Raw genomic sequence first — 22,146 nt, forward strand, 5'->3', positions numbered from 1 at the left:
AATGTCCGACACGTGGTGGCGGGGCGCCGCGATCTACCAGGTCTACCTGCGCAGTTTCGCCGACGGGAACGGCGACGGCGTCGGCGATCTGGCCGGGCTGCGGGACCGCCTGCCGTACCTGAAGGACCTGGGGGTGAACGCGATCTGGCTCAACCCGTGGTACCCGTCGCCGATGGCCGACGGCGGCTACGACGTGGCCGACTACCGCGACATCGAGCCGGTCTTCGGGACGCTGGGTGAGGCGGAGCGGTTCATCGAGGAGGCCCACGAACTAGGCATCAAGGTCATCATCGACGTCGTGCCGAACCACAGCTCCACCGCCAGCGCCTGGTTCCAGGAGGCCCTGCGGGACCGGTCGAAGCGCGACCGCTTCTGGTTCGGCGACGAGCCGAACGACTGGCAGTCGATCTTCGGCGGGCCCGCGTGGACCCAGGTGGACGACGGCCAGTGGTACCTGCATCTGTTCGACCCGGGACAGCCCGACTTCAACTGGGACAACCCCGAGGTGCACCAGGAGTTCCACGACGTGCTGCGCTTCTGGTTCGACAGGGGCGCGGACGGCATCCGCATCGACTCCGCCGCGCTGCTGGTCAAGTCGGCGACCGCCTACGAGGACCTCGACGGCGTCCACGACATCTACCGCGGCTGGCGGCAGGTGGCCGACGAGTACGACGACCGGATCCTCGTCGGCGAGGTGTGGCTGCCCGACCAGGAGCGGTTCGCCCGCTACCTGCGCCCCGACGAGCTGCACACCGCGTTCAACTTCGACTTCCTCGCCTGCCCGTGGGAGCCTGCGGCGCTGCGGGCCAGCATCTCGCTGACGCTGTCGACCCACGCCTCCGTGGGCGCGCCGCCGACGTGGGTTCTGTCCAACCACGACGTCGCCCGCGTGGTCACCAGGTACGGCCGGGCCGACACCTCGTGGGACCACGCCGCGCGAAGGGACGGCGTGCCCGCCGACCTGGAGCTCGGCCACTGCAGGGCCAGGGCCGCCGCGCTGCTGGCGATGGCGCTGCCCGGCGGGGTCTACGTCTACCAGGGCGAGGAACTGGGCCTGCCCGAGGTCGACGACATCCCCGACCACCTGCGCCAGGACCCCATGTGGACCAGGTCGGGGCACACCGTCCCAGGACGGGACGGCTGCCGCGTGCCGCTGCCGTGGTCGGGCGACGCGCCGCCGTTCGGGTTCGGCCCCGGCGCCGGCGAGCCGTGGCTGCCGCAGCCGCCGGAGTGGAAGGAGCTCACCGCCGAGGCGCAGACGGGCGACCCGGGATCCATGCTCACCCTCTACCGCACGGCCCTCCGCCTGCGCCGCGACCTGCTCGGCGACGGATCGCTGACCTGGCTCGACCTGGGGGCCGACGTGCTGGCGTTCACGCGGGACTCGGGGGTGATGTGCGTGGTGAACCTGGGCCCCGACCCGGTACGGCTCCCGCCCCACTCGGCGATCCTCCTGGCCAGCGGCCCCACGGGCGACGGCCTCCTCCCTCGCGACACGGCGGTCTGGCTGCGACCCTGACCGAGCGCCTGGGGTCCTGCGGGGTCGGCTGAGTGAACCCACCGGGGTGCGGCCGGCCCCCTGAGGGGTCAGCGCACGGCTTTCAGGTTGAGGATCCACAGGTCGTGGCCCTCGGAGTCGCTCCAGGCCAGCATCGTCCCCGGGTCGTTCTTGTCCCCCAGGCTGACCGCCATCGAAGGGTCGGCGGGGTCGAAGGTCGCCAGCGTCCCCGTCCGCAGATCCTTGATCACCTGTAACCCGGCCCGCAACCGCAGCACCACGAACCGGTTCAGCACCGGCCCGCCCGACGTCGACCCGGGCAGCTCAACGGTCCCCGACCCGTCCGTCCTGTGCGCGACCATCATCCGCGAGATCGCGTTCCGCTCCACGCACCAGTCGGGCGAGCACTGCGCCACCCCCTGCCCCCTGGTCACGAACTCCCGCGACCTGCCCGTCTCCAGGTCGGTCAGCATCCCCTTCGCCACGTCGGCGGCCCACGGCCACTCCAGCAGCAGCCCGTCGCGCACCTTCTCCCTGCCGCCCCTGCCCGACAGCGGCTGCCGGTAGATCGCCTTGTCGGCGTTCCAGAGCAGGTGCCCGCCGCCCACCTGGAAGTGGACCTCCGGCGGCGCCGCCTTGTCACCCTCCGCGGCGGTCGTCACGAGCCGGGGCTTGCCGCCCTTGACCGGCACCCGCCAGAACTGCGTCTCCAGCGTGTCGTCCGCGCGCAGCCCGAGCGCGCTCCACACCACGAACCGCCCGTCGGTGGCGAACCACCGCACCTCGTCACCCGTGGGCAGCTTGGCGAACCTGCCGATCCTTCCGGTGATCGCGTCGTAGACGTCCAGCCGTACGTCGTCGTAGCCGAGCCGTTCCTGCGCCAGCAGCACCACGCGGCGGTCGTCGATCGCGATGGCCGGCTGGTACACCAGCCCGTCGACCGATCGGGCGGGCAGCCGGGAGACGGCGCGCGGCCACACCTCCTGGGCGGCTCTGGCGAGCCCGACCCTGGAGGGAGCGGGGCGGGCGGCGGCGGCGACGTGGTCGGCGGGTGCCGCCACCGTGGGCCTGACCAGCACGACCAGCCCGGTCACCGTGGCCAGCGCGAGACCCGCGGCCGCCGCCGACCGCAGCCTCCTCCTGGTACGGCGCCGCCGCAGCCGGGACAACCCCGACAGCAGGTCGGCGGGCTGCGCCGTCGCGGCCGCCGCGTCGAGGGTTCTGACCAGGTCGTCCTGCCTGAAGGCGACGGCCTGGTCGCGCACCCTGGACGGCGGCAGGTCGAGGACGTGCGCGATCTCCTCGTTCGACAGCCCGCCGTACGCGCGGAGCACGATCACCGCTCTGGGCAGCGCGGGCAGCTCGGCCAGTTGCCGCCAGATGTCCGGATCGCCGCCGTGCCCGGCGATGTCGGACTCGGGGACGCCCTGCCCGTGGCGGCGCCGCCGGCCCGTCACGAACAGGCGGGCCATCGTGGTGCCGATGTAGGTGTCGGGATTGCCGGTCTTCGTGACGTTCAGCCCCGCCAGCGCCTCCTGGGCCAGCGAGACGCCTTCACGCTGGTCGCCGGTGAGCACGAGGCCGTAGCGCACGAACCCCATGCCCTTGATGAGGACGAAATCGGTGAAGTCGCCTGGAGGACCCATCCAGCCACCTCCGTGGCCAGCATCTCAGGCGGATTCGCGGATGACCAGTTCGGTCGGCAGGATGACCGGATCGGCGGGGCCGCCCTCGAACAGCCCGAGCAGCAGCCTCGTCATGGCCGCGGCCTGCTCGAAGATGTGGTGGCGGACCGTGGTCAGCGGCGGGTCGGTGTACTTGGCGGCCTCGATGTCGTCGAACCCGACCACGGCCACGTCGTCGGGCACCCGGCGCCCGGCGTGGCGCAACGCCTGGAGCGCGCCCACGGCCATGAGGTCGTTGCCGCAGAAGACCGCGTCGAGGCCGGGGTCGTCCTCCAGCAGTTGCCGCATCGCGATCGCGCCCGACTCGCGGGTGAAGTCGCCGATCGCGACGATGGAACGCCGGTCGGAGTCGCGCAGCGCGGTGCGGTAGCCGGCCAGCCGGTCCAGTCCCGCGATCATGTCCTGCGGGCCCGCGATGGTGGCGATCCTGCGCCTGCCCGACTCCACCAGGTGCCGTACGGCCTCGGCCGCCCCGCCCACGTTGTCGTTGTCCACGAACGGGATGTCGATGGGGACGGCGGGCCTGCCGTACGAGACGACGGGCACCCGCATGCGCGCGATCGCGGCCGGCAGCGGGTCGCCGCCGTGCATGGAGATGAGCATGACGCCGTCGACGTGCCCGCTGGCGATGTACCGCTCGATCCGCGCGTGGCTCTTGGCCGAGCTGGTCAGCATGAGCACGACCTGCTTGTCGGCCGCCTCCAGCTCCACGCTGGCCGACCTGATGACCGTGGAGAACATCGGGTCCTCCGAGAACACCCTGGTCGGCGGCTCGGAGAAGACGAGGGCGATCGAGTCGGTCCGCTGGGTGACGAGGCTGCGCGCCGCCGGGTTGGGCACGTACCCGAGCTCGTCGACGGCCCGCAGCACCGCGTCGCGGATGTGCGGGGCGACCGTCGCCTGCCCGTTGACCACCCGGGAGACCGTGGCACGCGACACTCCCGCTCTGGCGGCGACCGCCTCCAGCGTGGGCCGCTTCACCCTTTGACGCTTCCGGCCAGGAGACCGCGGACGAAGTAGCGCTGCATCGACAGAAAGACCACGAGAGGAATGATGACAGACACGAATGCCCCGGCGGTCAGGCGCTGCCACTCGTTGCCCTTGGTCCCGGCCATCTGGGCCAGCCGTACGGTCATCGGGGCGCTCTCCGCCGTGCCGCCTCCGAAGATCAGCCCGACGAGCAGGTCGTTCCACACCCACAGGAACTGGAAGATCGCGAAGGTGGCGAGCGCGGGCGCCACCAGCGGCAGCACGATCCTACGGAAGATCGTGCCGTGGGTGGCGCCGTCGACCCTGGCCGCCTCCATGAGCTCGTGCGGGAGCTCGGACATGAAGTTGTGCAGCAGGAAGACGCCGAGCGGCAGCGCGAAGCAGGTGTGGGCGAACCAGACCTGGACGAACCTGCCCGTGCCCTCCAGGTTCCACGCGGGCGTGAGCTGCACGCCGAACACCTCGACGCCCTGGGAGAAGAACGACAGCAGGGGCACCAGCGCCATCTGCAGCGGCACGACCTGGAGCGCGAAGATCCCGATGTAGATCCAGTCGCGGCCCCTGAACGGCAGCCAGGCAAGCGCGTAGGCCGCGAAGGAGGCGAAGGCCAGCGGGAACAGGACGGAGGGCACCGTGATGACGATCGAATTGAGCAGGAAGCTGGCCAGCTGCCCGGAGGAGGAGGACGTGCCGAACAGCACCTCCTGGTAGTTGTCCAGCGTCAGGGCGGGCGCGGAGAAGAACGTCCACCAGCCGGTGGTCTTGATCTGGTCCTCGGGCCTGAAGGACGACAGCAGCAGGCCGAAGGTCGGCGTCGTCCAGAGCAGCGCGATCAGCAGCGCGACGAGGGAGGCCGTCCTGCTCGACAGGCTGGCGCGCACCCTGGCTGTCGCGGTCGTCATCGGATGGCCCTCCTGCTGCGGATCTGGTAGACGATGATCGGTGTGACCAGCACGAACAGGAACACCGCTAGCGCGGCGCCCTTGCCGGTCTCGCCGTAGCGGAAGGCCTGGTTGTACATCTCGTTGGCGATGACGCTGGTGTCGAACTGGCCGCCGGTCATGGTGCGCACGATGTCGAACAGCTTCAGCGTGCCGATCGACTGGGTGACCAGCACGACGATCACCGCCGGCCTGATCGACGGCAGCGTCACCCTGAAGAACATCTGCGCCGGGCCCGCGCCGTCGAGCTTGGCCGCCTCCACGATGTCGGAGGGGATGCCCTTGATCGCGGCCGACAGCACGACGGTGGCGAAGCCGGCCTGGATCCAGACCATCACCACGATGAGGAAGAGCGTGTTGAGCGGCGGGTCGAGCAGCCACTGCCGCGGCTCGCCGCCGAACCAGACCACGACCTGGTTGAGCAGCCCGATCTGGTCGGCGCCCTCGGGCCGGTAGGCGTAGACGAACTTCCAGATGATGCCCGCGCCGACGAACGAGATGGCCATCGGCAGGAAGACCAGCGACTTGGCCAGCGACTCGAACCGGCTGCGGTCCACGAGTACCGCGTACACCAGGCCGATCGCGGTCACCAGGAGCGGGACGAGCACCACCCAGATGAGGGTGTTGCGCAGCACCGTCACCGCCTCCGGCTGGGTGAACATCCACACGTAGTTGTCCAGGCCGACGAAGGCGGTGCTGTCGCCGCTCATGAACGACAGCAGCGTGGTGCGGATGCCCGGGACGACCAGGCCGACGGCCAGCAGGACGAGGGCGGGGCCGAGCAGGATCGCGGCGTGCAGGCGGGCCTTCTGCCGCATCGGCGCCCTGTCGAGAAGGAGCAGGACCAGGCCGACGACGGCGAGGAACGCGACGACGCCGATGAGCAGCTGGGTGAGCTTGGGCGACTCGGCGACCAGATCGAAGTCCAGGTCCAAGGGTCCTCCGGGGGTTCCCCTCCAGGGCCAGGCGCGGCGCCGTCGAGGGCTTGCGAGGTGGGGCTTGTTCAGGGGGCGGGGGTGGCCGTCCTCCCCTGCGGGTACGGCAGGCGGCCCTGCGCCGCCCGCCGTACAGGGGGGATCAGGACTTGGGCCAGGAGGCGTCGATGAAGTCGAGCACCGTCTTGGTGTCCTTGCCGTTGATCCAGTCGGTCATGCCCTTCCAGAAGGTGCCCGAGCCGACGGCGGCCGGCATGAGGTCCGAGCCGTCGAACCTGAACACGGTCGCCTCGTCGCGCAGCATCTCCATCGACAGCTTGTCGATCGGGTTCTGCGCGTTGGCCAGGTCGACGCCCTTGTTCGCCGACACGTAGGTGCCGAGCTTCATCCTGGAGTTGGCGTGCTCGGGTGTGGCCAGGTACCGCTGGAACGCCTGGACCTCGGGCCGGTCGGCGAAGGCCGCCACGAACTCGCCCGCGCCGAGCACCGGCTTCTTGGCGGGGTCGTTGCCCGGCAGGTAGAAGGCGAAGACGTCGCCGTCCTGCGCGACCTTGGTGCCCTCAGGCCAGAAGTTGGCGTAGAAGGAGGCCTGGCGGTGCATCGCGCACTTGCCCGTCGTGATCGGCACGCCGCCCTCCTGGAAGGCGGTGCTGGCGATCGACTTGACGGGGCCGTAGCCGCCGTTGACGTACTTGTCGTTCTTGAGGATCGCGCCGACCTTGTCGACGGCCGCGACGACCTTGGGGTCGTTGAACTTCAGCTCGTGCGAGACCCACCTGTCGTACTCCTCGGGCCCGAGTTCGCGCAGGATGACGTCCTCGATCCAGTCGGTCGCGGGCCAGCCTGTCGCCTCGCCGGACTCGATGCCCGCGCACCACGGCTTGACGCCGCCGGCCGCGATGGTGTCGCTGAGCTTCATCAGCTCGTCCCAGGTCTTGGGGACCTGCCAGCCCTTCTCCTGGAAGGTCTTGGGGGAGTACCAGACGAACGACTTCACGCTGGCGCCCAGCGGCGCGGCGTAGAAGGTGCCGTCGACGGTGCCGTAGTTGGTCCAGTCCTTGGACCAGCCCTGGTCGGCCAGCGTCTTGACCTCGGCGGGGGCGGGCTTCAGCTTGCCCGCCTTCGCGAAGCGCGCCAGCAAGCCTGGCTGGGGGAAGAAGGCCAGGTCAGGCGGGTTGCCGCCGTCGGAACGGACCTGGATCTGCGCCTCGAACTCGCCCGTGCCCTCGTATGTGATCTTCATGCCGGTGCACTGCTCGAACGTCTTCCAGTTCTGCTGGAAGAGGTCGGCCTCGGCGTCCCTGATGGGGGAGTAGACCGTGACCTTCTTGCCGTCGTGCTTGCCGTACTGCTGGTAGGCGGCGCAGTCGGCCGCCGGGGCCGTCTGGCCGGCGGAGGACCCGGAGCCGGTGGAGCCGCAGCCGGTGGCGACGAGCGCCAGCGCCGCGGCTCCGGCAAGAAGTCGAGGGGCGGTCGTCATGTGCATCCTCCTGAGCCGGTGAGAGCGTTCTCTGAGGATTGATTGCGCACATAACGAGGTCAATATCGGTGGTATTACGGTTTGTTGGGGGACCAGGAAAACCCGTTGTTGCTGATCACATCCCGGTACCAGAGGGCGCTGTCCTTCGGGGTGCGGACCTGCGTGGTGTAGTCGACGTGGACCACGCCGAACCTGTGGCTGTAGCCCTCGGCCCACTCGAAGTTGTCCAGCAGTGACCACACCAGGTAGCCGCGCAGGTCGGCGCCCGCCGCGATGGCCTCGTGCGCGGCGCGCAGATGCCCTTCGAGGTAGCCGAGCCTGCCGTCGTCGTGCACCCTGCCGTCCTCCACCACGTCGTCGAAGGCCGCGCCGTTCTCGGTGACCATGAGGCCGACCTGCGGGTAGTCCTGCGACAGCCGTACCAGGAGGCGGGACAGGCCGCTGGGCACGATCGGCCAGCCCATCGCGGTCACGGGGGCGTCGGCGGGGGCGAAGCGCACGCCCTCAGAGCCGGGCCAGGCCGCGTCGGCGGCGAGGTCTGGCCCGTCCTCGACCACGCACGGGTTGTAGTAGTTGATCCCCACCAGGTCGATGGGGGCGTTGATGGTCTCCAGGTCGCCGTCGAGGATGTGCGCGGTGCCGCCGTTGCGCCCTGCGGCCTCCAGCACCTCCTGCGGGTAGGCGCCGAACAGCGCGGGGTCCAGGAACTGCCTGGTCAGCAGCGCGTGGATGCGATGGACGGCCGCCGCGTCGGCCTCCGAAACCGCCGCGTCGGGGTCGTTCACCTGGGCAGGCGTCAGCACCGGCGCCGAGTTGACCACCAGCATGATCTCCTCGGCGCCCGCCGAGCGCAGCGTCCGCGCCGCGAGCCCGTGCCCGAGCAGCAGGTGGTGCGCGGCCTGGAGCGCGTCATGAGGTGAGGTACGGCCCGGCGCGTGCACGCCGTTGCCGTAGCCGAGGAAGGCCGAGACCCACGGTTCGTTGAGCGTGGTCCAGTGGCTCACCCTGTCGCCGAGCCGGTCGTACATGATCGCGGCATAGTCCGCGAAGTAGTAGGACGTCTCGCGGGAGGTCCAGCCGCCGAGGTCCTCAAGCGTCTGCGGTAGATCCCAGTGATAAAGCGTGACATATGGTGTGATGCCCGCTTCGAGTAGCGTGTCCACGAGCCTGTCGTAGAACCCCAGGCCCGCGGGATTGGCGGGCCCCGAACCCGTGGCCTGGATCCTGGGCCACGCGACGGAGAAGCGGTAGGCGTTGAGGCCCAGCTCCTTCATCAACGCCACGTCCTCGCGGTAGCGGTGGTAGTGGTCGCAGGCCACCTCGCCGGTGTCGCCGTCGCGCACCTTCCCCGGCGTCGCGGAGAAGGTGTCCCAGATCGAAGGGCCTCGCCCGCCCTCCTTGGCGGCCCCCTCGATCTGGTAGGACGCGGTCGCCGCACCCCAGACGAAGTTCTCAGGGAAGACCACGGTCCCCCGCGTCTCCATGGTCGTGATCGTCATCCCTTGACAGCTCCTTGCATGATTCCTCCGATGATCTGCTTGCCGAGCAGGACGAAGACGAGGATGAGCGGCAGGGTTCCCACCGCCGTCCCCGACAGCCCGAGGACGTAGTCGTTGACGTAACCGCTGGCCAGCGTCGACAGCGCCACCTGCACGGTCGGGTTCTCCGGCGTCAGGACGACCAGCGGCCAGAAGTAGTCGTTCCACGCCGTCATGAACGTCAGCATCCCGAGCACGGCCGCCGCGGGCCGCGCGGCGGGCAGCACCACGTGCCAGAACAGGCCCCACGTCGTCGCGCCGTCGACCCTGCCCGCCTCCAGCAGCTCGGTGGGCAGCGCGCGGGACAGGTACTGCGTCATGAAGAACACCCCGAAGGCGTTCACCAGCGCGGGCACCACCAGGGCGTACATCGAGCCGGTCCACTCGATCTTCACCATGAGCATGTAGAGGGGGATGATGCCGAGCTGCGTGGGGACCATCATGGTCGCCACCGTGACCAGCAGCAGGATGTTCTTGCCCCTGAAAGACAGCTTGGCGAAGGCGAAGCCCGCCAGCGTCGAGAAGAACATCACCGCGATCGCGATCGACCCCGCCACCAGGAACGAGTTGAGCAGCGCCATGGCGAAGGGCACCGTGTCGAAGACGCGCGCCACGTTGGCGAAGAAGTTGCCGCCGGGCACCAGCGGTGGCGGCACCTCGGCCAGCGCCGAGTTGTGCCGCGAGGCCACGACCACGCTGTAGTAGAGCGGGAAGACCGAGAAGAACGCCACCGCCAGCAGCGTCAGATAGGTGAGGCGTCGTCTCACTTGAAAGCCCCTCCAAGCCGGCGGGTCAGCAGGTAGTTGACGCCCGCCGCGACCACCACGAACAGGAACATCACCCACGAGGCCGCCGAGGCGTAGCCGAAGTCGAACTTGTTGAAGCCCAGGTCGTAGACGTAGAGCGCGAGCGTCTGGAACTGGTGGTCGGGGCCGCCGCTGGTGATGCCGCCCGCGCCGCTTCCCGACCCGAACAGCAGGGGCTCGGCGAGGATCTGCATCGCGCCGATCGTCGAGACCGTGACCACGAAGATGATCGTGGGCCTGATCATCGGGATGGTGATCTTCTTGAGCTGCGTCAGGTTCGACGCGCCGTCGATCGTCGCCGCCTCGTACAGCTCCCTGGGCACGGCCTGCATCGCGGCAAGGAAGATCAGCGCGTTGTAGCCCGTCCACCTCCACATGATCATCGCGGAGATGGCCACGTGCGAGGTCGCGGTCCCCTCCGCCCACGCGACGCCGTCGATCCCGAACCACGACAGCATCCAGTTGATCAGGCCGTAGTCGCGCCCGAAGAGCTGGCTGAAGATCACCACGACCGCGACGACGCTCGTCACGTTCGGCACCAGCAGCGTGATGCGGAAGAACGTCTGCGCCCCCAGCGGGCGGTTGAGCAGGTGCGCCAGCCAGATGGCCAGCACCAGCTGCGGCACCGTCGAGATGACCCCGATGGAGAAGGTGTTGAACGTGGCGTTCCAGAAGTACCCGTCGGCGAGCAGCGTGCCGAAGTTCTCCACGCCGATGAAGGTGTGCACGTCGGAGGTGAGCGTCCACTCGTGCAGGCTCACCCACGCGGTGAAGATCAGCGGGAAGACGCCGAACGCGCAGAACAGCAGGAAGAACGGGGCCACGTAGGCGTAGGGCGAGAGCTTGAGGTCGAGCGTGTGCCTGACGAGACGGCGGCGGTGCCTCCTGGGCGCCGCGGCTGGCAGGGTGGCCATGCGGAAGTCCTCTTGTTCGATGCGGTACGGCGGGGCGCGCGCGGCCCCGCCGTACCGGCTGCTACTTGATCTTCTGGACGTCCGCGACGACCTGCGCCCACGCCTCGTCCGGCGTCTGCTTGCCCTGCTCGACCCTGCCGAGCCCGTCGCCGATGGCCACGCGCACGTCGCCCTCCTTGGGGCCGAGGTGCTGCGGCTTGAGGTTGCGCGCCGCGTCGGAGTAGATCTTGCCGATCGGCGCGTCACCGAAGAACGGCTTGGTGAAGCTCTGGATCGAGGGGTCGTCGTAGAGCGCGGGGATCGAGGGGAAGGTGCCCTCCTCCTTGAAGACGCGGGCCTGGTTGTCCTTCGAGGTGAGGAAGTCGATCAACTCGGCCGCCTCCTTGGGGTGCTTGCCCTGCTTGGGGAGCAGCAGGTGGGAGCCGCCGCTGTTGCCCGAGCCGCCGGGAACCTTCGCGATGTCCCACTTGCCCGTCGCGTCCTTGGCCTGCTCCTGGATGTAGCCGGTCATCCAGGCCGGGCAGATGATCGTGGCGAACGAACCCTTGGCGAATCCGGTGTTCCACGGCGGGGAGAAGGCGGCCAGCTTGGCGCTCAGGTCGTTCTGGGTGATCTGGTTGGACAGGTCCCAGGCCTTCTTCACCTCGGGGTTGGACGCGACGACGATCTGGTCCTGGGCGTCGTAGAGGCCGACGGACGCCTGGTTGACGATCGCGCGGAAGATCTCGCCGGGGGAGTCGACGAACTTGGCGTCCTTCACGCCGCCCGCGAACTTCTTGCCGGTCTCGATGTACTGCTCCCACGTCGGCCAGAGCTCGGCGACCTTCTCACGGTCGGTCGGCAGCCCCGCCTTCTCGAACAGGTCCTTGCGGTAGCACATGGCCAGGCCGCCGACGTCGGTGCCGAGGCCGAGCAGCTTGGTGCCGTCCTTCGACAGGCCCTGCTGCCACTTCCAGTCCAGGTAGTCGCCCTGCCGCTTGTCCAGGCCGTACTGCTTGAGGTCGTGGAACTTGTCGGGCTGCGCGGTGAAGGAGCTGATGTAGCCGACCTCCACCGCCTCGACGTCGGCCGCGCCCGCGTTGGTGGCCAGCCGCTTGACCAGGTTGTTGTGGTGGTCGTTGAACTGCGTCACCCGCTCGACGATCTCCACGTTGGGATGCGTCTTCTTGTACTCCGCGTACAGCGGCTTGAAGCCGAAGTCGCCGAAGAGGGCGACGCTGAGCGTCACCTTCTCGTCGCCGCCGCTTTGGGTGGCGGTCGGCTGCGACCCGCCGCCACAGGAGGCGAGAGCGAGAGCGAGCGCGGACGCGGTGAGCACCGGTACGGCGAGCCGCCCGAAGCGGCGGGCCTGGGAGTACGGCGTGGCCATGGAACCCTCCCTGAGGGCGGTGTGGGGGTTGAGTCGATGAGAGAGCGCTCTCTCAGAAGGTTGGGGCCAGGTCGGCGCGGTGTCAACGGAGTGTTTCCGTGGCCTCAAAGAGAGCGCTCTCTTCAGATTCCGGCTGTTTCCGCAGGTGGTGGGAGGGGTGTTCCAGTAGTGGGAGCGCTCCCAGCGTGGCCGGTCGTTTCCAGAGTGTTACCTGTGGGCGGGAGAGCGTTCTCTCAGCCGAGAACGCGACCGAGCACCTTGGCGTACATCCTGCCGGGGCTCGGCGTCGAAGGCGGGGTCAGGAAGCCAGGCAGCATCGGCAGGTCGACCGCGAACGGCTGCAACCGCTCGTACAGCAGGTTCGCGTCGCCTGGACGGGCCTCCACCGCCTTCTCCAGCAGGTCGGACAGCACCTTCCCCAGCGCGGCTGGAAGCCCGGGCACCGAAGGCGGCCGCTCCTTCACCTGCTTCTCGAACACGACATACTCGGTCGGCCCGGTGAACAGCTGCCGCCCCGTCAGCATCTCGTGCAGCACGCACCCGAGCGAGTAGAGATCGCTGCGCGGCTCGGCGACGCCCCGCTGGATCTGCTCGGGCGCCATGTAGGCGGGAGTGCCGAGAATCTGGCCGATCCTCGTGAACTGCGTGCCGTTCGACTCCCGCAACATCGCGAGCCCGAAATCGAGCACCTTGATACTGCCGTCAGGACACAGCATGAGATTGGTCGGCTTCAGGTCCCGATGGCAGATCTCCAGCGCATGGGCCGCCGACAACACCGCGCACGCCTGCGCCGCGATCGCCACCGCCCACGGGACCGGCAGCGGGCCGTGCTCACTCAGCAGGTCGGCGACCGTGACCCCGTCGATGAACTGCATCACCTGGAACAGCCGCTGCTCGTGCGTCCCGAAGTCGTACAGGACCGGAGCGCCCGGATGCTCCAAGCGCGCCAGGATGCGCGCCTCCCTGATGAAACGCCGCTCCAACTCCTCGTCGGTGTCCTTGCCGGGCAGCGGGTAGAGCAGCTTGACGGCCACCCGCCGATCCAGGTGCCGGTCGTGGCCGCGATAGACGGCGCCCATGCCACCCCGGCCCAGGGGCAGGTCGTCGAGCTCATAACGGTCACCGATGACCATCCGCCCCTCCCTGCTCCCCTCGGGACCCTCCGGGGAATCTACAGCAACCCGGTGGATCTTGATCGCTGAGCGCATGAGCCTTCGCTGGGGCATGCTTCGCGCGGGCCAGGCTCAGGGTGCTCCCTGTGTTCACCGGCCTCAGTCAGCAAGTCGGGTGAAAGGCGCTTGCAAGGAGTTCTATCTACAAATGTCGCTATCTGTCCAAAACTGGATATTTAGGGGGATTTCATCCATGCAAGCACTCAAGAAGGCCGCCGCTACCGCCATCATCACGACGTCCATGCTCGCCGTTCCCATGCTGACCTCGGCTCAGCCCGCCGGCGCGAGTACCGCGGCGGCGACACCGGCCGCCATCACATCCGTCCAGGTCGGCAGTGAGGCCAGCCACTGCAACAAGAGGACGTCGAGAGCGCACTGCAAGATGCACCGCACGATCATCCGCATCGACGACGACCGCGTCGGCCCTGGAGGGGACGGCCCTTCCAACATCAGGCCGGGCCTTTGAGCCGGCCGAGCCCCGCGGTCTCATCCCAGAGACGGTGCGCGCCCTCGTGAACCTGGCTCGCCCGTCAGCCGGCGGCCACATACGGCCACATGACTCGGCGGCTCAACGCCTTACGAGCGGCCCGCACTCCTGTTCGGGCGCACCCACGCGCGCCCCGCCACGGGTGGAAGGCAGTGGCTGCCTTCCACCGTGAGGGCCGGCACTTCACCGGCCCTTCGAGGAACTCGATACGTCAGGCGTCCGCGTGCTCGCGACCAGGGCCGCACGGCACCGTGGACGTGATGGTGGACGGTCCCGGCCAAGGCGCGGGTTCGGGGGTGCCCACCTGGTGGTTCGAGATGGCCTTAGATCCCCGTCGAGTCATGCGGTCGAGGTCGCGCGCTCGGCCGGGAACCCGTGCGCGCGTGCGGCGACCACGACGGCCAGCACCGGGGCCAGGAGGGCAAGCACGCTCCACGGGAAGGAGGCCGAGCCGAGGAGGCCGAGCAGGATCCCGCCGACGACCCCGCCGCCCGCCATGGCCACGTTCCACAGGGTGACGAGCATGGCCTGCGCGGCGTCCGCCCATTCTCCGCCCGCGTCGCCCGCGGCGGTCTGCAGGAGGGTGGGGACGCCGCCCCATCCGAGGCCCCACAGCGCCGCCGCGCCGTACACCAGGGCGGGGCTGCCGGCCGTCAGCGCCAGGATGGCGGCCGCGCCGGCGACCAGGAGAGCGCTGGCGATGGTGAGGGTGCGCAGCCGGCGGTGGATGTGCGCGCCCACGTACCAGATGCTCACCAGGGAGGCGCCGCCGAAGACCAGCAGCACGAGGTCGGTGGAGCCGCCCATGCCGAGCCGGTCGAGGAACGTGGCGATGTAGGTGTAGAGGATGGTGTGGGCCAGTACGAAGACAAGGGTGACGACTAGGACCGGTGTCACGCCGGGGACGCGGAGGGTCCGCAACATCGGGGTCCGGCCGTCCTGCCGCTGCCCCGGCTGGTCCGGCACCGTCGCGATGATCCAGGCGATCACGACCAAGGTGAGCCCTGTCATGATCAAGAACGACACCTGCCAGCCGAGCGCCTTGCCGAGGAAGGTCCCCGCGGGCACACCCAGCGACAACGCGACCGGAATGCCGGTCATCACGATCGCGATCGCCCTGCCCTGCAGGTGGACAGGGGCCAGACGGCGGGCGTACCCCGCCAGCAGCGCCCATGCCAGGCCCGCGGCCACCCCGGCGACGAACCGGGCCAGCATGGTCAGCGGAAAGCTCGCCGAGACCGCTGTGACCGTGTTGGCGGCGGCGAAGGCCGCCATCGCCGTCAGCAGCAGCCGCTTGCGCCGCCATCCCGCTGTGGCCGCGGTCAAGGGGATCGCCGTGAGCGCGGTCCCGATCGCATAGATCGTGACAGACTGCCCCATCGCGGACTCACCCACGTTGACGTCGGCACTCATCGCGGGCAGTACGCCGGCGGGCAGCGTCTCGGTCAGGCTGGTGATGAAGACGGCCGTGGCCAGGGCCGGCAGCGCCGCCAAGGGGAGCCTCTGGTCCTGTGTTCTGTCGTGGTCCATGGCTCGTATGCTCAAACCATCACATACATGTGAGGGTCAATTCGCCAGGGTGTGAGGTCGAGCACATGCGCATCGGAGAACTGTCGGAACGCACCGGCACGCCCCGCCGACTGCTGCGCTACTACGAAGAGCAGGGACTGATCAACCCCGACCGCTGCCAGAACGGCTACCGCACCTACGACGAGGGCCTCGTGGACCGGGTCATGCAGATCAGAGGGCTGCTCGACGCCGGACTGCCGACCCGGCTCATCAAGCAGATCCTCCCCTGCCTCGACAAGCCCCGCGTCATCCACTTCTCCGACGCGACCCCGGAGATGCTCGCCACGCTGGAACAGGAGCGCGATCGCATGACCGAGCGCATCACGTGCCTGACCCGCAACAGGGACGCCATAGCCGAGTACCTCGACGTGGTGCGCGACAACCACAGTTCCGACGCAGCGACTTCAACGCCATGACCCGCAAGGCTTGCTCAGCTGTCGCCTGTGTGAATACCCAACGCGGCCAACAGTCACCACACATCGGTGGAGGGGTCACGTTGAAGGACCGGACAGTCGGGAGCGTGCCCGGTGCGAGCCGCCCTCACCGCGCGGCACGCCAACCTCCGATCGCTATAGCGTTGACGAGATGCCGGAAGGACCGAGTCAGACGTTGCGGCGGTATTGGCCGCCTGCTTCGAAGAGGGCCTCGGTGATCTGGCCGAGCGAGCACACGCGGGCCGCCTCCATCAGCACCTCGAACGCGTTCTCCTCCGACATGGCGACCTCCCTCAGCCGCCGCAGCGCCGCCGCCGACTCAGAGCGGTTCCTGGCGTGGAAGCCGTGCAGGCGGTCCAGCTGGGAGCGCTTCTCCTCCTCGGTCCCTCGGGCCAGTTCGAGCGGCCCGTGTTCCACCTCGCCGCGCGGGTTGCGGAAGGTGTTCACGCCGATGATCGGCAACGACCCGTCGTGCTTGCGGGTCTCGTAGAGCATCGACTCGTCCTGGATCTTGCCGCGCTGGTAGCCGGTCTCCATCGCGCCGAGCACGCCGCCCCTGTCCGACAGGCGCTCGAACTCGCCGAGCACCGCCTCCTCCACCAGGTCGGTCAGCTCGTCGATGATGAACGAGCCCTGGAGCGGGTTCTCGTTCCTCGCCAGGCCCCATTCGCGGTTGATGATGAGCTGGATCGCCATCGCTCGCCGTACGGACTCGGCGGAAGGGGTGGTGACGGCCTCGTCGAAGGCGTTGGTGTGCAGGCTGTTGCAGTTGTCGTAGATCGCGATGAGGGCCTGCAGGGTGGTGCGGATGTCGTTGAAGTCCATCTCCTGGGCGTGCAGCGACCGGCCGGAGGTCTGGATGTGGTACTTCAGCTTCTGCGAGCGTTCCGCCGCGCCGTACCGCTCCCTCATGGAGACGGCCCAGATACGGCGGGCGACGCGTCCGAGCACCGAGTACTCAGGGTCCATGCCGTTGGAGAAGAAGAACGACAGGTTGGGCGCGAAGTCGTCGATCTTCATGCCGCGTGCCAGGTACGCCTCGACGTAGGTGAAGCCGTTGGCGAGGGTGAAGGCGAGCTGGCTGATGGGGTTCGCGCCCGCCTCGGCGATGTGATAGCCGGAGATGGACACCGAGTAGAAGTTACGCACCTGGTTGCGGATGAACCATTCCTGGATGTCGGCCATCATCCGCAGGGAGAACTCTGTGGAGAAGATGCAGGTGTTCTGTCCCTGGTCCTCTTTGAGGATGTCGGCCTGTACGGTCCCCCGCACGGTGGCGAGCGTCTTCGCACGCAGCTGGACGGCCTCCTGCCGGGACGGCGCGCGGCCCTCGGCCGACTCGAAGCGTTCGATGGCCTGGTCGATGGCGGCGTTGAGGAAGAAGGCCAGGATCGTGGGGGCCGGGCCGTTGATGGTCATGGAGACGGAGGTGTTGGGCGCGGACAGGTCGAAGCCGTCGTAGAGCACCTTCATGTCGTCGAGCGTCGCGATCGACACCCCCGAAGTCCCGACTTTTCCGTAGATGTCGGGTCGCAGGTCGGGGTCGTTGCCGTACAGCGTCACCGAATCGAACGCGGTGGACAGCCGCGTCGCCGGCTGGCCCTCGGAGAGCAGCTTGAAGCGGCGGTTCGTCCTGAACGGGTCGCCCTCACCGGCGAACATCCTGGTCGGGTCCTCGTCGTCCCGCTTGAAGGGGAACACTCCAGCGGTGAACGGGAAGCGGCCAGGGAGGTTCTCCGAGCGCAGGAAGCGCAGGAGCTCGGCGTGGTCCTCGAAGCGGGGGAGAGCGACGCGCGGGATCCTGTTGCCGGAGAGGGTCTCCCGCCACAGCGCGGTGTGGATCTCCCTGTCGCGGACCCGCACGACGAGCTCGTCGGCGGTGTACAGCTCCTTCAGCGCGGGCCACTCGGCCAGCAGCGCCCTGCTCTCGTCGGACAGCTCACGCTCGGCCCGCGTGGCCAGCTCCTCCAGTCGCCTATCCGTCGCATCGGCCGCCGCCGATCCCGTCCGCGCATCGGCCGCAGTCACCGATCCCGTCCGCGCATCCCTCGCGGTCGCCGGTCCCGTCCGCATATCCGTGGCATCGGCCGCCGTCGCCGCGGCGTTCTCACTGAGGAGGGCGGTCTCGCCGAGCAGTGCCCGCACGGCGGTCAGCTGCTGGCGGCGCCGGGCCACCTCCATCTGGGCCAGCGTCTCGGCGTGGTACCCGCGCACGGTCTCGGCGATCTCCGCGAGGTAGCGGACCCTCGCCGGCGGCACCACGGCGGCGGCCGTCTTGGAGGTGCGCCCCTGCACCCTCGGCAGCAACCCGGGACCTGCCGGCAGGCCCCGCTCCACCAGCACCTCGCGCAGGTGCTGGTACAGCGCCGTCACGCCAGCGTCGTTGTAGCGGGCCGCGATCGTCCCGAACACCGGCATCTCGTCGGGCTTGACCCCGAACGCCGCCTTGTTGCGCACCATCTGCCTGCGCACGTCGCGCAGCGCGTCCTCGGCCCCGCGGCGCTCGTACTTGTTGATCACTACGGCCTCGGCGAAGTCGAGCATGTCGATCTTCTCCAGCTGGGAGGCCGCACCGAACTCCGGCGTCATCACGTAGATCGGGACGTCCACATGCGGGACGATCCCCGCGTCGCCCTGCCCGATGCCGGGTGTCTCGACGACGACGAGGTCGTAGCCGGCCGCACGGCAGGCGGCGATCACGTCGTCGAGGCAGGCGGGCACCTCGCTGGCGGCCCCGCGCGTGGCGAGGGACCGGAAGTAGGTCTGGCCGCCGAGGCTGTTCATCCTGATGCGGTCGCCGAGCAGGGCGCCACCGCCACGCCGTCTGGTGGGGTCGATGGCGATGACCGCGATGCGGAGCTTGTCGTCGTTGTCGACGCGGAACCTGCGCAGAAGCTCGTCGGTCAGCGACGACTTGCCGGACCCGCCGGTGCCGGTGATGCCCAGCACGGGTGCCCGTCGCACCGTCGGTTCCGCGGAGTCGGCGGTCGCGCTGCCCAGGGCGCGCAGCCCCTCGAGGAGTTCGTCGGGGGCGCGTCCGGACTCGATCAGCGTGATCGCCCTGGCCAGCGCCGCCTGGTCGCCCGAGGCGACGGCCTCGACCGAAGGAGGATCGCCGAGCTCGACGTCGCATTCCTCGATCAGCTTGTTGATCATCCCGGGGAGGCCGAGCCGCTGCCCGTCCTCGGGGGAGAAGATCCTTGCCACGCCCCTGGAGTGCAGCAGCTCGATCTCCTCGGGGACGATCACGCCGCCGCCTCCGCCGTACACCCTGACGTGCCCGGCGCCGCGCTCCCGCAGCAGCTCGACGAGGTAGCTGAAGAACTCGACGTGCCCGCCCTGGTAGGAGCTGATCGCGATCCCCTGGACGTCTTCCTGGATGGCCGCGGTGACGATCTCGTCGACGGACCTGTTGTGCCCGAGATGCACGACCTCGGCCCCTTGTGACTGCAGTATCCGCCGCATGATGTTGATCGCGGCATCGTGGCCGTCGAACAGCGCCGCTGCGGTCACGAATCGGACGGGATGGACCGGTGCGTGCACGCCTGATCACTCCTTTGTGAGGGGCCTCCCTTCCGAAGATACTAGGACGTCCTACTATTTCCCAGTCGTCGCCTCGTACGGCTTGCGCCGCCTCGCCGTGTTCCCTGCGGGCTGCGGGGTGGGCTGGCGCGAACTTCCGGAGGCACGGCCGATCTGAGCGTGCTCGCCGGAACGCTCCAACGGCTCGCGAGCCCGATCTCCCTGTGTCCTGGCGTGGGGGAGGGTGTCATCGGCTGGGACGCGGGTGCGGGGGACGGGCTGACGTGGCGGCCCGCCGCCCGTACGCCACGTGCCACCCTTGGCCGCCGTTCCTTCGGCCGTCGTCCCGCGCGCACCCGAAGGCGGGGGAGTCGCGCCCGAAAGCGGGGGAGTCGCGCGTGAAGACGGGGAAGACGCTGCGCGCGCCGGAGGGGTCACGCGGGTCTGGGGAGCCGTGCTCGGAGGGGCCGCGCGGGTCCGGGATGCCGTGCTGGGGGAGGTCGCGCGGGCGGTGACGGGTGCGCCGGGGCGGGCCTTCGAGCGTGCGCCCGAAGAGGCCCCGCGGGTCGGCGTGGACGTGCTCGGGGAGGTCGTGCGGGGCGGGGATGGCGGGGCGATCCTGCCGGCGGTCTGGGCGGTCTGGGCGGTCGAGGTGATCCATGGGATGAGCCCTCTGCGGTGGCGGCCGGATCCGCGGGAGCGTCCCGCCACCCTGAAGGAGACGATCACGGTGGTCAGCACCATCGCCGCGAGTAACGCCTGTGGCGTCCCGAGTAAGTCGAACGGCGAGCCTCCCGCCTGCGCCGACGGCAGGTCCGCCTGGACGGTGAAGGGCTCCGGTGGCCTGTCCGAAGGGCGTACCTCGATCAGGGTGGGACGCTCCTTGACCAGGCGGGGCAGGCCGTACCCGACGACTTTGTCGGTGTCGCGGACCTTGCGCTTGAGCCAGACCCTGTCGACGTTCGCCTCGATGGTGTAGATCTTCGATCCGGCGACCTTCTCGACGATGCCGACGTGGTCGATGCCCTTGTAGCTCTTGCCGCCCTTCCAGTCGTAGAAGACGAGGGCGCCGGGCTCGGGCTGCTGTGACCAGGCGCCCCGCTGGATGAACCAGGCCGCGTGTGAGGGAGTCCAGGCGAACTGCCCGACGAACTCCTGTACGCCCGCCTTCTGTGCGGCCCACGCGATGAACATGTCGCACCATGGCGCGTCGCGGTACTGGGGGTCCTGGACGAGGTTCGCGTACCACGTGCCGAACTTCGTGTGCTGGCCGCCCTTCTCCCGGTATCCGAGTTCGGGGCGGGCCGCCTTCAGCAGTCCTTCAGCGATCGGGTCCAGGACGACTCCTCCCCAGAAGACCGGCGACTAACGAGGGACTGTAGTAGCGCCATCGTGAGCGCGCGCCGGACATCCGGAAAGTGTCTAGATATGAGGTGAAATATACACTCTGTGACTGCTGGGACTTTACTACGGCAGATAGGAGTAGAGGTTCTTCCAGCTGCCCGCGTAGTAGCAGTTGAGCGAGGGCTTCTTGGCCTTGCCCTCGTTGCACACCTTGACCTCGACCAGCGCGACCCGGTGGTCGGTGAAGGCGAACTCCTTCGGCGTGCCCTTGGAGCAGTCGAGGTAGTAGCGGTGCTTGAACGGCAGGCTTCCGTCGCTCTTCATGTAGGAGATGCGGAAGACCGTCCAGCCGCAGCCCTTGGCGCTCGTCAAGTCGGTGATCCTGCCCTTGACGTGGACGGTGGCGGTCACGGGGTTGGTGCTCTTGTCCCGGCTGACCACGGTGAGCGTCCCGCGCGTGACGGCCTTGTCGCCCTGGGCGAACAGCGGACCCCACGATGTGGTGGAACCGGCCGGCGCGTCAGTGGGGGTGGTGGTGGAGGCGGACGCGATGGCGGCGGGGGCCGCCGTCAGCAGCCCTGCGGTGACGGCGATCAGGATGGTACGGCTGGTCCTCATCGGAGTTTCCCCTCTCTTTGCCGAGAGTGTGTGCTCCTGCGCTTTCACGCCGGTTGAGAACCGCCGTACCTGTCAGGACCCGACGCCGACCCGGTACATCGACGTGCCGCCCTCCCCCGGCGGCACGACGTCGGCCACGATGACGGTCACGTTGTCGGGCCCTCCGCCCTCGTTGGCCAGTTCGATGAGCTTGCGCACGGTGGCGTCGGGATCGCCGTACGAGGTCAGGATCTCGTGCAGAGTCTCGGGCCCGAGCACGTCGGTCAGCCCGTCGGAGCACAACATGTAGCGGTCGCCGACCTCGGCCTCGCGCAGCGACATGTCAGGCTCGGACCTGCCCTCGCTGCCGAGCACGCGCAACACCATCGACCTGCGCGGATGCACCGCCGCCTGGTCTTCCGTTATGCGGCCCTCATCCACCATCGACTGCACCAGCGTGTGGTCCTTGGTGATCTGGTAGAGGGCGCCGTCGCGCAGCAAGTACGCCCTGGAATCGCCCAGATGGGCCAAAGCGAATCTCGTGCCGTCCCACAACATGGCGGTCACCGTCGTGCCCATGCCCCTGCGAGCAGGGTCGATCTCGACCAGCTCGGCAAGCCTGCGCCCCGCCTCCAGAACGGCCGCCTCCAGCGCGGTTTCGAGATCGGCGCCTGCTTCTGGCAAGCTTGCGTCGAGCTCGCGCAGCACCGCGATCGTGGCGGAGCTGGCCAGCTCGCCGGCCGCGTGGCCGCCCATCCCGTCCGCGATCGCCAGCATGCGGGCGCTCACGTAGCCCGAATCCTCGTTCTGCTCCCTTCGTCGGCCCACGTCCGACCCGGCGGCATAGCGGATGTTGTGCGTCATA

General features: G+C 68.9%; 18 protein-coding genes. 3 read left to right on the forward strand and 15 right to left on the reverse strand.

All coding sequences use genetic code 11. The annotated features are described in order from the left end of the window. Position 1: 1 nt before the first annotated feature. Entirely contained in the window at positions 2-1,519 is a 1,518-nt protein-coding gene (locus AB0B45_RS17020) for a glycoside hydrolase family 13 protein (protein WP_358131358.1), read from the forward strand. 68 nt (positions 1,520-1,587) lie between these two features. Here AB0B45_RS17020 and AB0B45_RS17025 read toward each other — a convergent pair whose 3' ends face one another. The 10 genes from AB0B45_RS17025 to AB0B45_RS17070 all read right to left on the reverse strand — a co-directional run bounded on the left by AB0B45_RS17025 (position 1,588) and on the right by AB0B45_RS17070 (position 13,289). Beyond that, a complete protein-coding gene (locus AB0B45_RS17025) occupies positions 1,588-3,144 on the reverse strand; it encodes a sigma factor-like helix-turn-helix DNA-binding protein (RefSeq protein ID WP_358131360.1) in 1,557 nt (518 codons plus the stop codon). 24 nt (positions 3,145-3,168) lie between these two features. Further along, the gene (locus AB0B45_RS17030; protein WP_358131363.1) at positions 3,169-4,164 is read right to left on the reverse strand and encodes a LacI family DNA-binding transcriptional regulator; all 996 of its coding nucleotides are present in this window, start codon (positions 4,162-4,164) and stop codon (positions 3,169-3,171) included. Continuing rightward, positions 4,161-5,075, reverse strand: coding sequence for a carbohydrate ABC transporter permease (locus AB0B45_RS17035; RefSeq protein ID WP_358131366.1), 915 nt, complete (start codon positions 5,073-5,075; stop codon positions 4,161-4,163). The genes AB0B45_RS17030 and AB0B45_RS17035 overlap by 4 nt, the downstream gene beginning before the upstream one ends. Continuing rightward, positions 5,072-6,043, reverse strand: a complete 972-nt coding sequence (locus AB0B45_RS17040; RefSeq protein WP_358131704.1) for a sugar ABC transporter permease — start codon at positions 6,041-6,043, stop codon at positions 5,072-5,074. The genes AB0B45_RS17035 and AB0B45_RS17040 overlap by 4 nt, the downstream gene beginning before the upstream one ends. Before the next feature lie 148 nt (positions 6,044-6,191). Further along, positions 6,192-7,529 carry an ABC transporter substrate-binding protein gene (locus tag AB0B45_RS17045; RefSeq protein ID WP_358131369.1) on the reverse strand — a complete coding sequence of 446 codons (1,338 nt, stop codon included), beginning with the start codon at positions 7,527-7,529 and terminating at the stop codon, positions 6,192-6,194. A 74-nt stretch (positions 7,530-7,603) separates the two neighbouring features. Then, on the reverse strand, positions 7,604-9,028 hold the full coding sequence (locus tag AB0B45_RS17050; protein ID WP_358131371.1) for a GH1 family beta-glucosidase: 1,425 nt from the start codon (positions 9,026-9,028) through the stop codon (positions 7,604-7,606). Beyond that, on the reverse strand, positions 9,025-9,834 hold the full coding sequence (locus tag AB0B45_RS17055) for a carbohydrate ABC transporter permease (protein ID WP_358131372.1): 810 nt from the start codon (positions 9,832-9,834) through the stop codon (positions 9,025-9,027). Before AB0B45_RS17055 ends, AB0B45_RS17050 begins: the two co-directional genes overlap by 4 nt. Further along, positions 9,831-10,787, reverse strand: a complete 957-nt coding sequence (locus tag AB0B45_RS17060; RefSeq protein ID WP_358131375.1) for a sugar ABC transporter permease — start codon at positions 10,785-10,787, stop codon at positions 9,831-9,833. Before AB0B45_RS17060 ends, AB0B45_RS17055 begins: the two co-directional genes overlap by 4 nt. 61 nt (positions 10,788-10,848) lie before the next feature. After that, entirely contained in the window at positions 10,849-12,156 is a 1,308-nt protein-coding gene (locus tag AB0B45_RS17065; RefSeq protein WP_358131377.1) for an extracellular solute-binding protein, read from the reverse strand. Positions 12,157-12,389: 233 nt separating this feature from the next. Further along, positions 12,390-13,289 (reverse strand): serine/threonine-protein kinase, encoded by a 900-nt coding sequence (locus AB0B45_RS17070; protein ID WP_358131380.1) that lies wholly within the window; start codon positions 13,287-13,289, stop codon positions 12,390-12,392. Between the two features lie 232 nt (positions 13,290-13,521). On the opposite strand from AB0B45_RS17070, the gene AB0B45_RS17075 reads away from it, so the two are divergent. Beyond that, entirely contained in the window at positions 13,522-13,794 is a 273-nt protein-coding gene (locus AB0B45_RS17075) for a hypothetical protein (RefSeq protein ID WP_358131383.1), read from the forward strand. Between the two features lie 360 nt (positions 13,795-14,154). On the opposite strand, the gene AB0B45_RS17080 is transcribed toward AB0B45_RS17075, so the two are convergent. Then, complete coding sequence (locus tag AB0B45_RS17080) at positions 14,155-15,345, reverse strand: MFS transporter (RefSeq protein ID WP_358131385.1); 1,191 nt, start codon at positions 15,343-15,345, stop codon at positions 14,155-14,157. A gap of 65 nt (positions 15,346-15,410) precedes the next feature. Here AB0B45_RS17080 and AB0B45_RS17085 point away from each other — a divergent pair, with 65 nt between their 5' ends. Further along, positions 15,411-15,800: a MerR family transcriptional regulator gene (locus tag AB0B45_RS17085; RefSeq protein ID WP_358131387.1), complete on the forward strand. Its 390-nt coding sequence runs from the start codon at positions 15,411-15,413 to the stop codon at positions 15,798-15,800. Between the two features lie 186 nt (positions 15,801-15,986). Here the strand turns inward: AB0B45_RS17085 and AB0B45_RS17090 are convergent, their stop codons facing one another. The 4 genes from AB0B45_RS17090 to AB0B45_RS17105 all read right to left on the reverse strand — a co-directional run bounded on the left by AB0B45_RS17090 (position 15,987) and on the right by AB0B45_RS17105 (position 22,145). Next, positions 15,987-19,361, reverse strand: coding sequence for a methylmalonyl-CoA mutase family protein (locus AB0B45_RS17090; protein WP_358131389.1), 3,375 nt, complete (start codon positions 19,359-19,361; stop codon positions 15,987-15,989). A 54-nt stretch (positions 19,362-19,415) separates the two neighbouring features. Further along, positions 19,416-20,678 (reverse strand): CHAP domain-containing protein, encoded by a 1,263-nt coding sequence (locus AB0B45_RS17095; protein WP_358131705.1) that lies wholly within the window; start codon positions 20,676-20,678, stop codon positions 19,416-19,418. 129 nt (positions 20,679-20,807) lie between these two features. Continuing rightward, entirely contained in the window at positions 20,808-21,302 is a 495-nt protein-coding gene (locus AB0B45_RS17100) for a hypothetical protein (RefSeq protein ID WP_358131392.1), read from the reverse strand. Between the two features lie 72 nt (positions 21,303-21,374). Then, complete coding sequence (locus tag AB0B45_RS17105; protein ID WP_358131395.1) at positions 21,375-22,145, reverse strand: PP2C family serine/threonine-protein phosphatase; 771 nt, start codon at positions 22,143-22,145, stop codon at positions 21,375-21,377. Position 22,146 lies beyond the last annotated feature (1 nt).

The organism is Nonomuraea sp. NPDC049152, from assembly GCF_040648355.1.
In the GTDB taxonomy this organism is placed as follows: Bacteria; Actinomycetota; Actinomycetes; order Streptosporangiales; family Streptosporangiaceae; genus Nonomuraea.

Excerpts from the sequence above, each read along its gene's own strand:
- AB0B45_RS17105 (WP_358131395.1), bottom strand. The coding sequence starts at position 22,145 with ATGACGCACAACATCCGCTATGCCGCCGGGTCGGACGTGGGCCGACGA.
- AB0B45_RS17085 (WP_358131387.1), top strand. The coding sequence starts at position 15,411 with ATGCGCATCGGAGAACTGTCGGAACGCACCGGCACGCCCCGCCGACTG.
- AB0B45_RS17100 (WP_358131392.1), bottom strand. The coding sequence starts at position 21,302 with ATGAGGACCAGCCGTACCATCCTGATCGCCGTCACCGCAGGGCTGCTG.
- AB0B45_RS17060 (WP_358131375.1), bottom strand. The coding sequence starts at position 10,787 with ATGGCCACCCTGCCAGCCGCGGCGCCCAGGAGGCACCGCCGCCGTCTC.
- AB0B45_RS17080 (WP_358131385.1), bottom strand. The coding sequence starts at position 15,345 with ATGGACCACGACAGAACACAGGACCAGAGGCTCCCCTTGGCGGCGCTG.
- AB0B45_RS17070 (WP_358131380.1), bottom strand. The coding sequence starts at position 13,289 with ATGGTCATCGGTGACCGTTATGAGCTCGACGACCTGCCCCTGGGCCGG.
- AB0B45_RS17050 (WP_358131371.1), bottom strand. The coding sequence starts at position 9,028 with ATGACGATCACGACCATGGAGACGCGGGGGACCGTGGTCTTCCCTGAG.
- AB0B45_RS17020 (WP_358131358.1), top strand. The coding sequence starts at position 2 with ATGTCCGACACGTGGTGGCGGGGCGCCGCGATCTACCAGGTCTACCTG.
- AB0B45_RS17035 (WP_358131366.1), bottom strand. The coding sequence starts at position 5,075 with ATGACGACCGCGACAGCCAGGGTGCGCGCCAGCCTGTCGAGCAGGACG.
- AB0B45_RS17025 (WP_358131360.1), bottom strand. The coding sequence starts at position 3,144 with ATGGGTCCTCCAGGCGACTTCACCGATTTCGTCCTCATCAAGGGCATG.
- AB0B45_RS17065 (WP_358131377.1), bottom strand. The coding sequence starts at position 12,156 with ATGGCCACGCCGTACTCCCAGGCCCGCCGCTTCGGGCGGCTCGCCGTA.
- AB0B45_RS17045 (WP_358131369.1), bottom strand. The coding sequence starts at position 7,529 with ATGACGACCGCCCCTCGACTTCTTGCCGGAGCCGCGGCGCTGGCGCTC.
- AB0B45_RS17075 (WP_358131383.1), top strand. The coding sequence starts at position 13,522 with ATGCAAGCACTCAAGAAGGCCGCCGCTACCGCCATCATCACGACGTCC.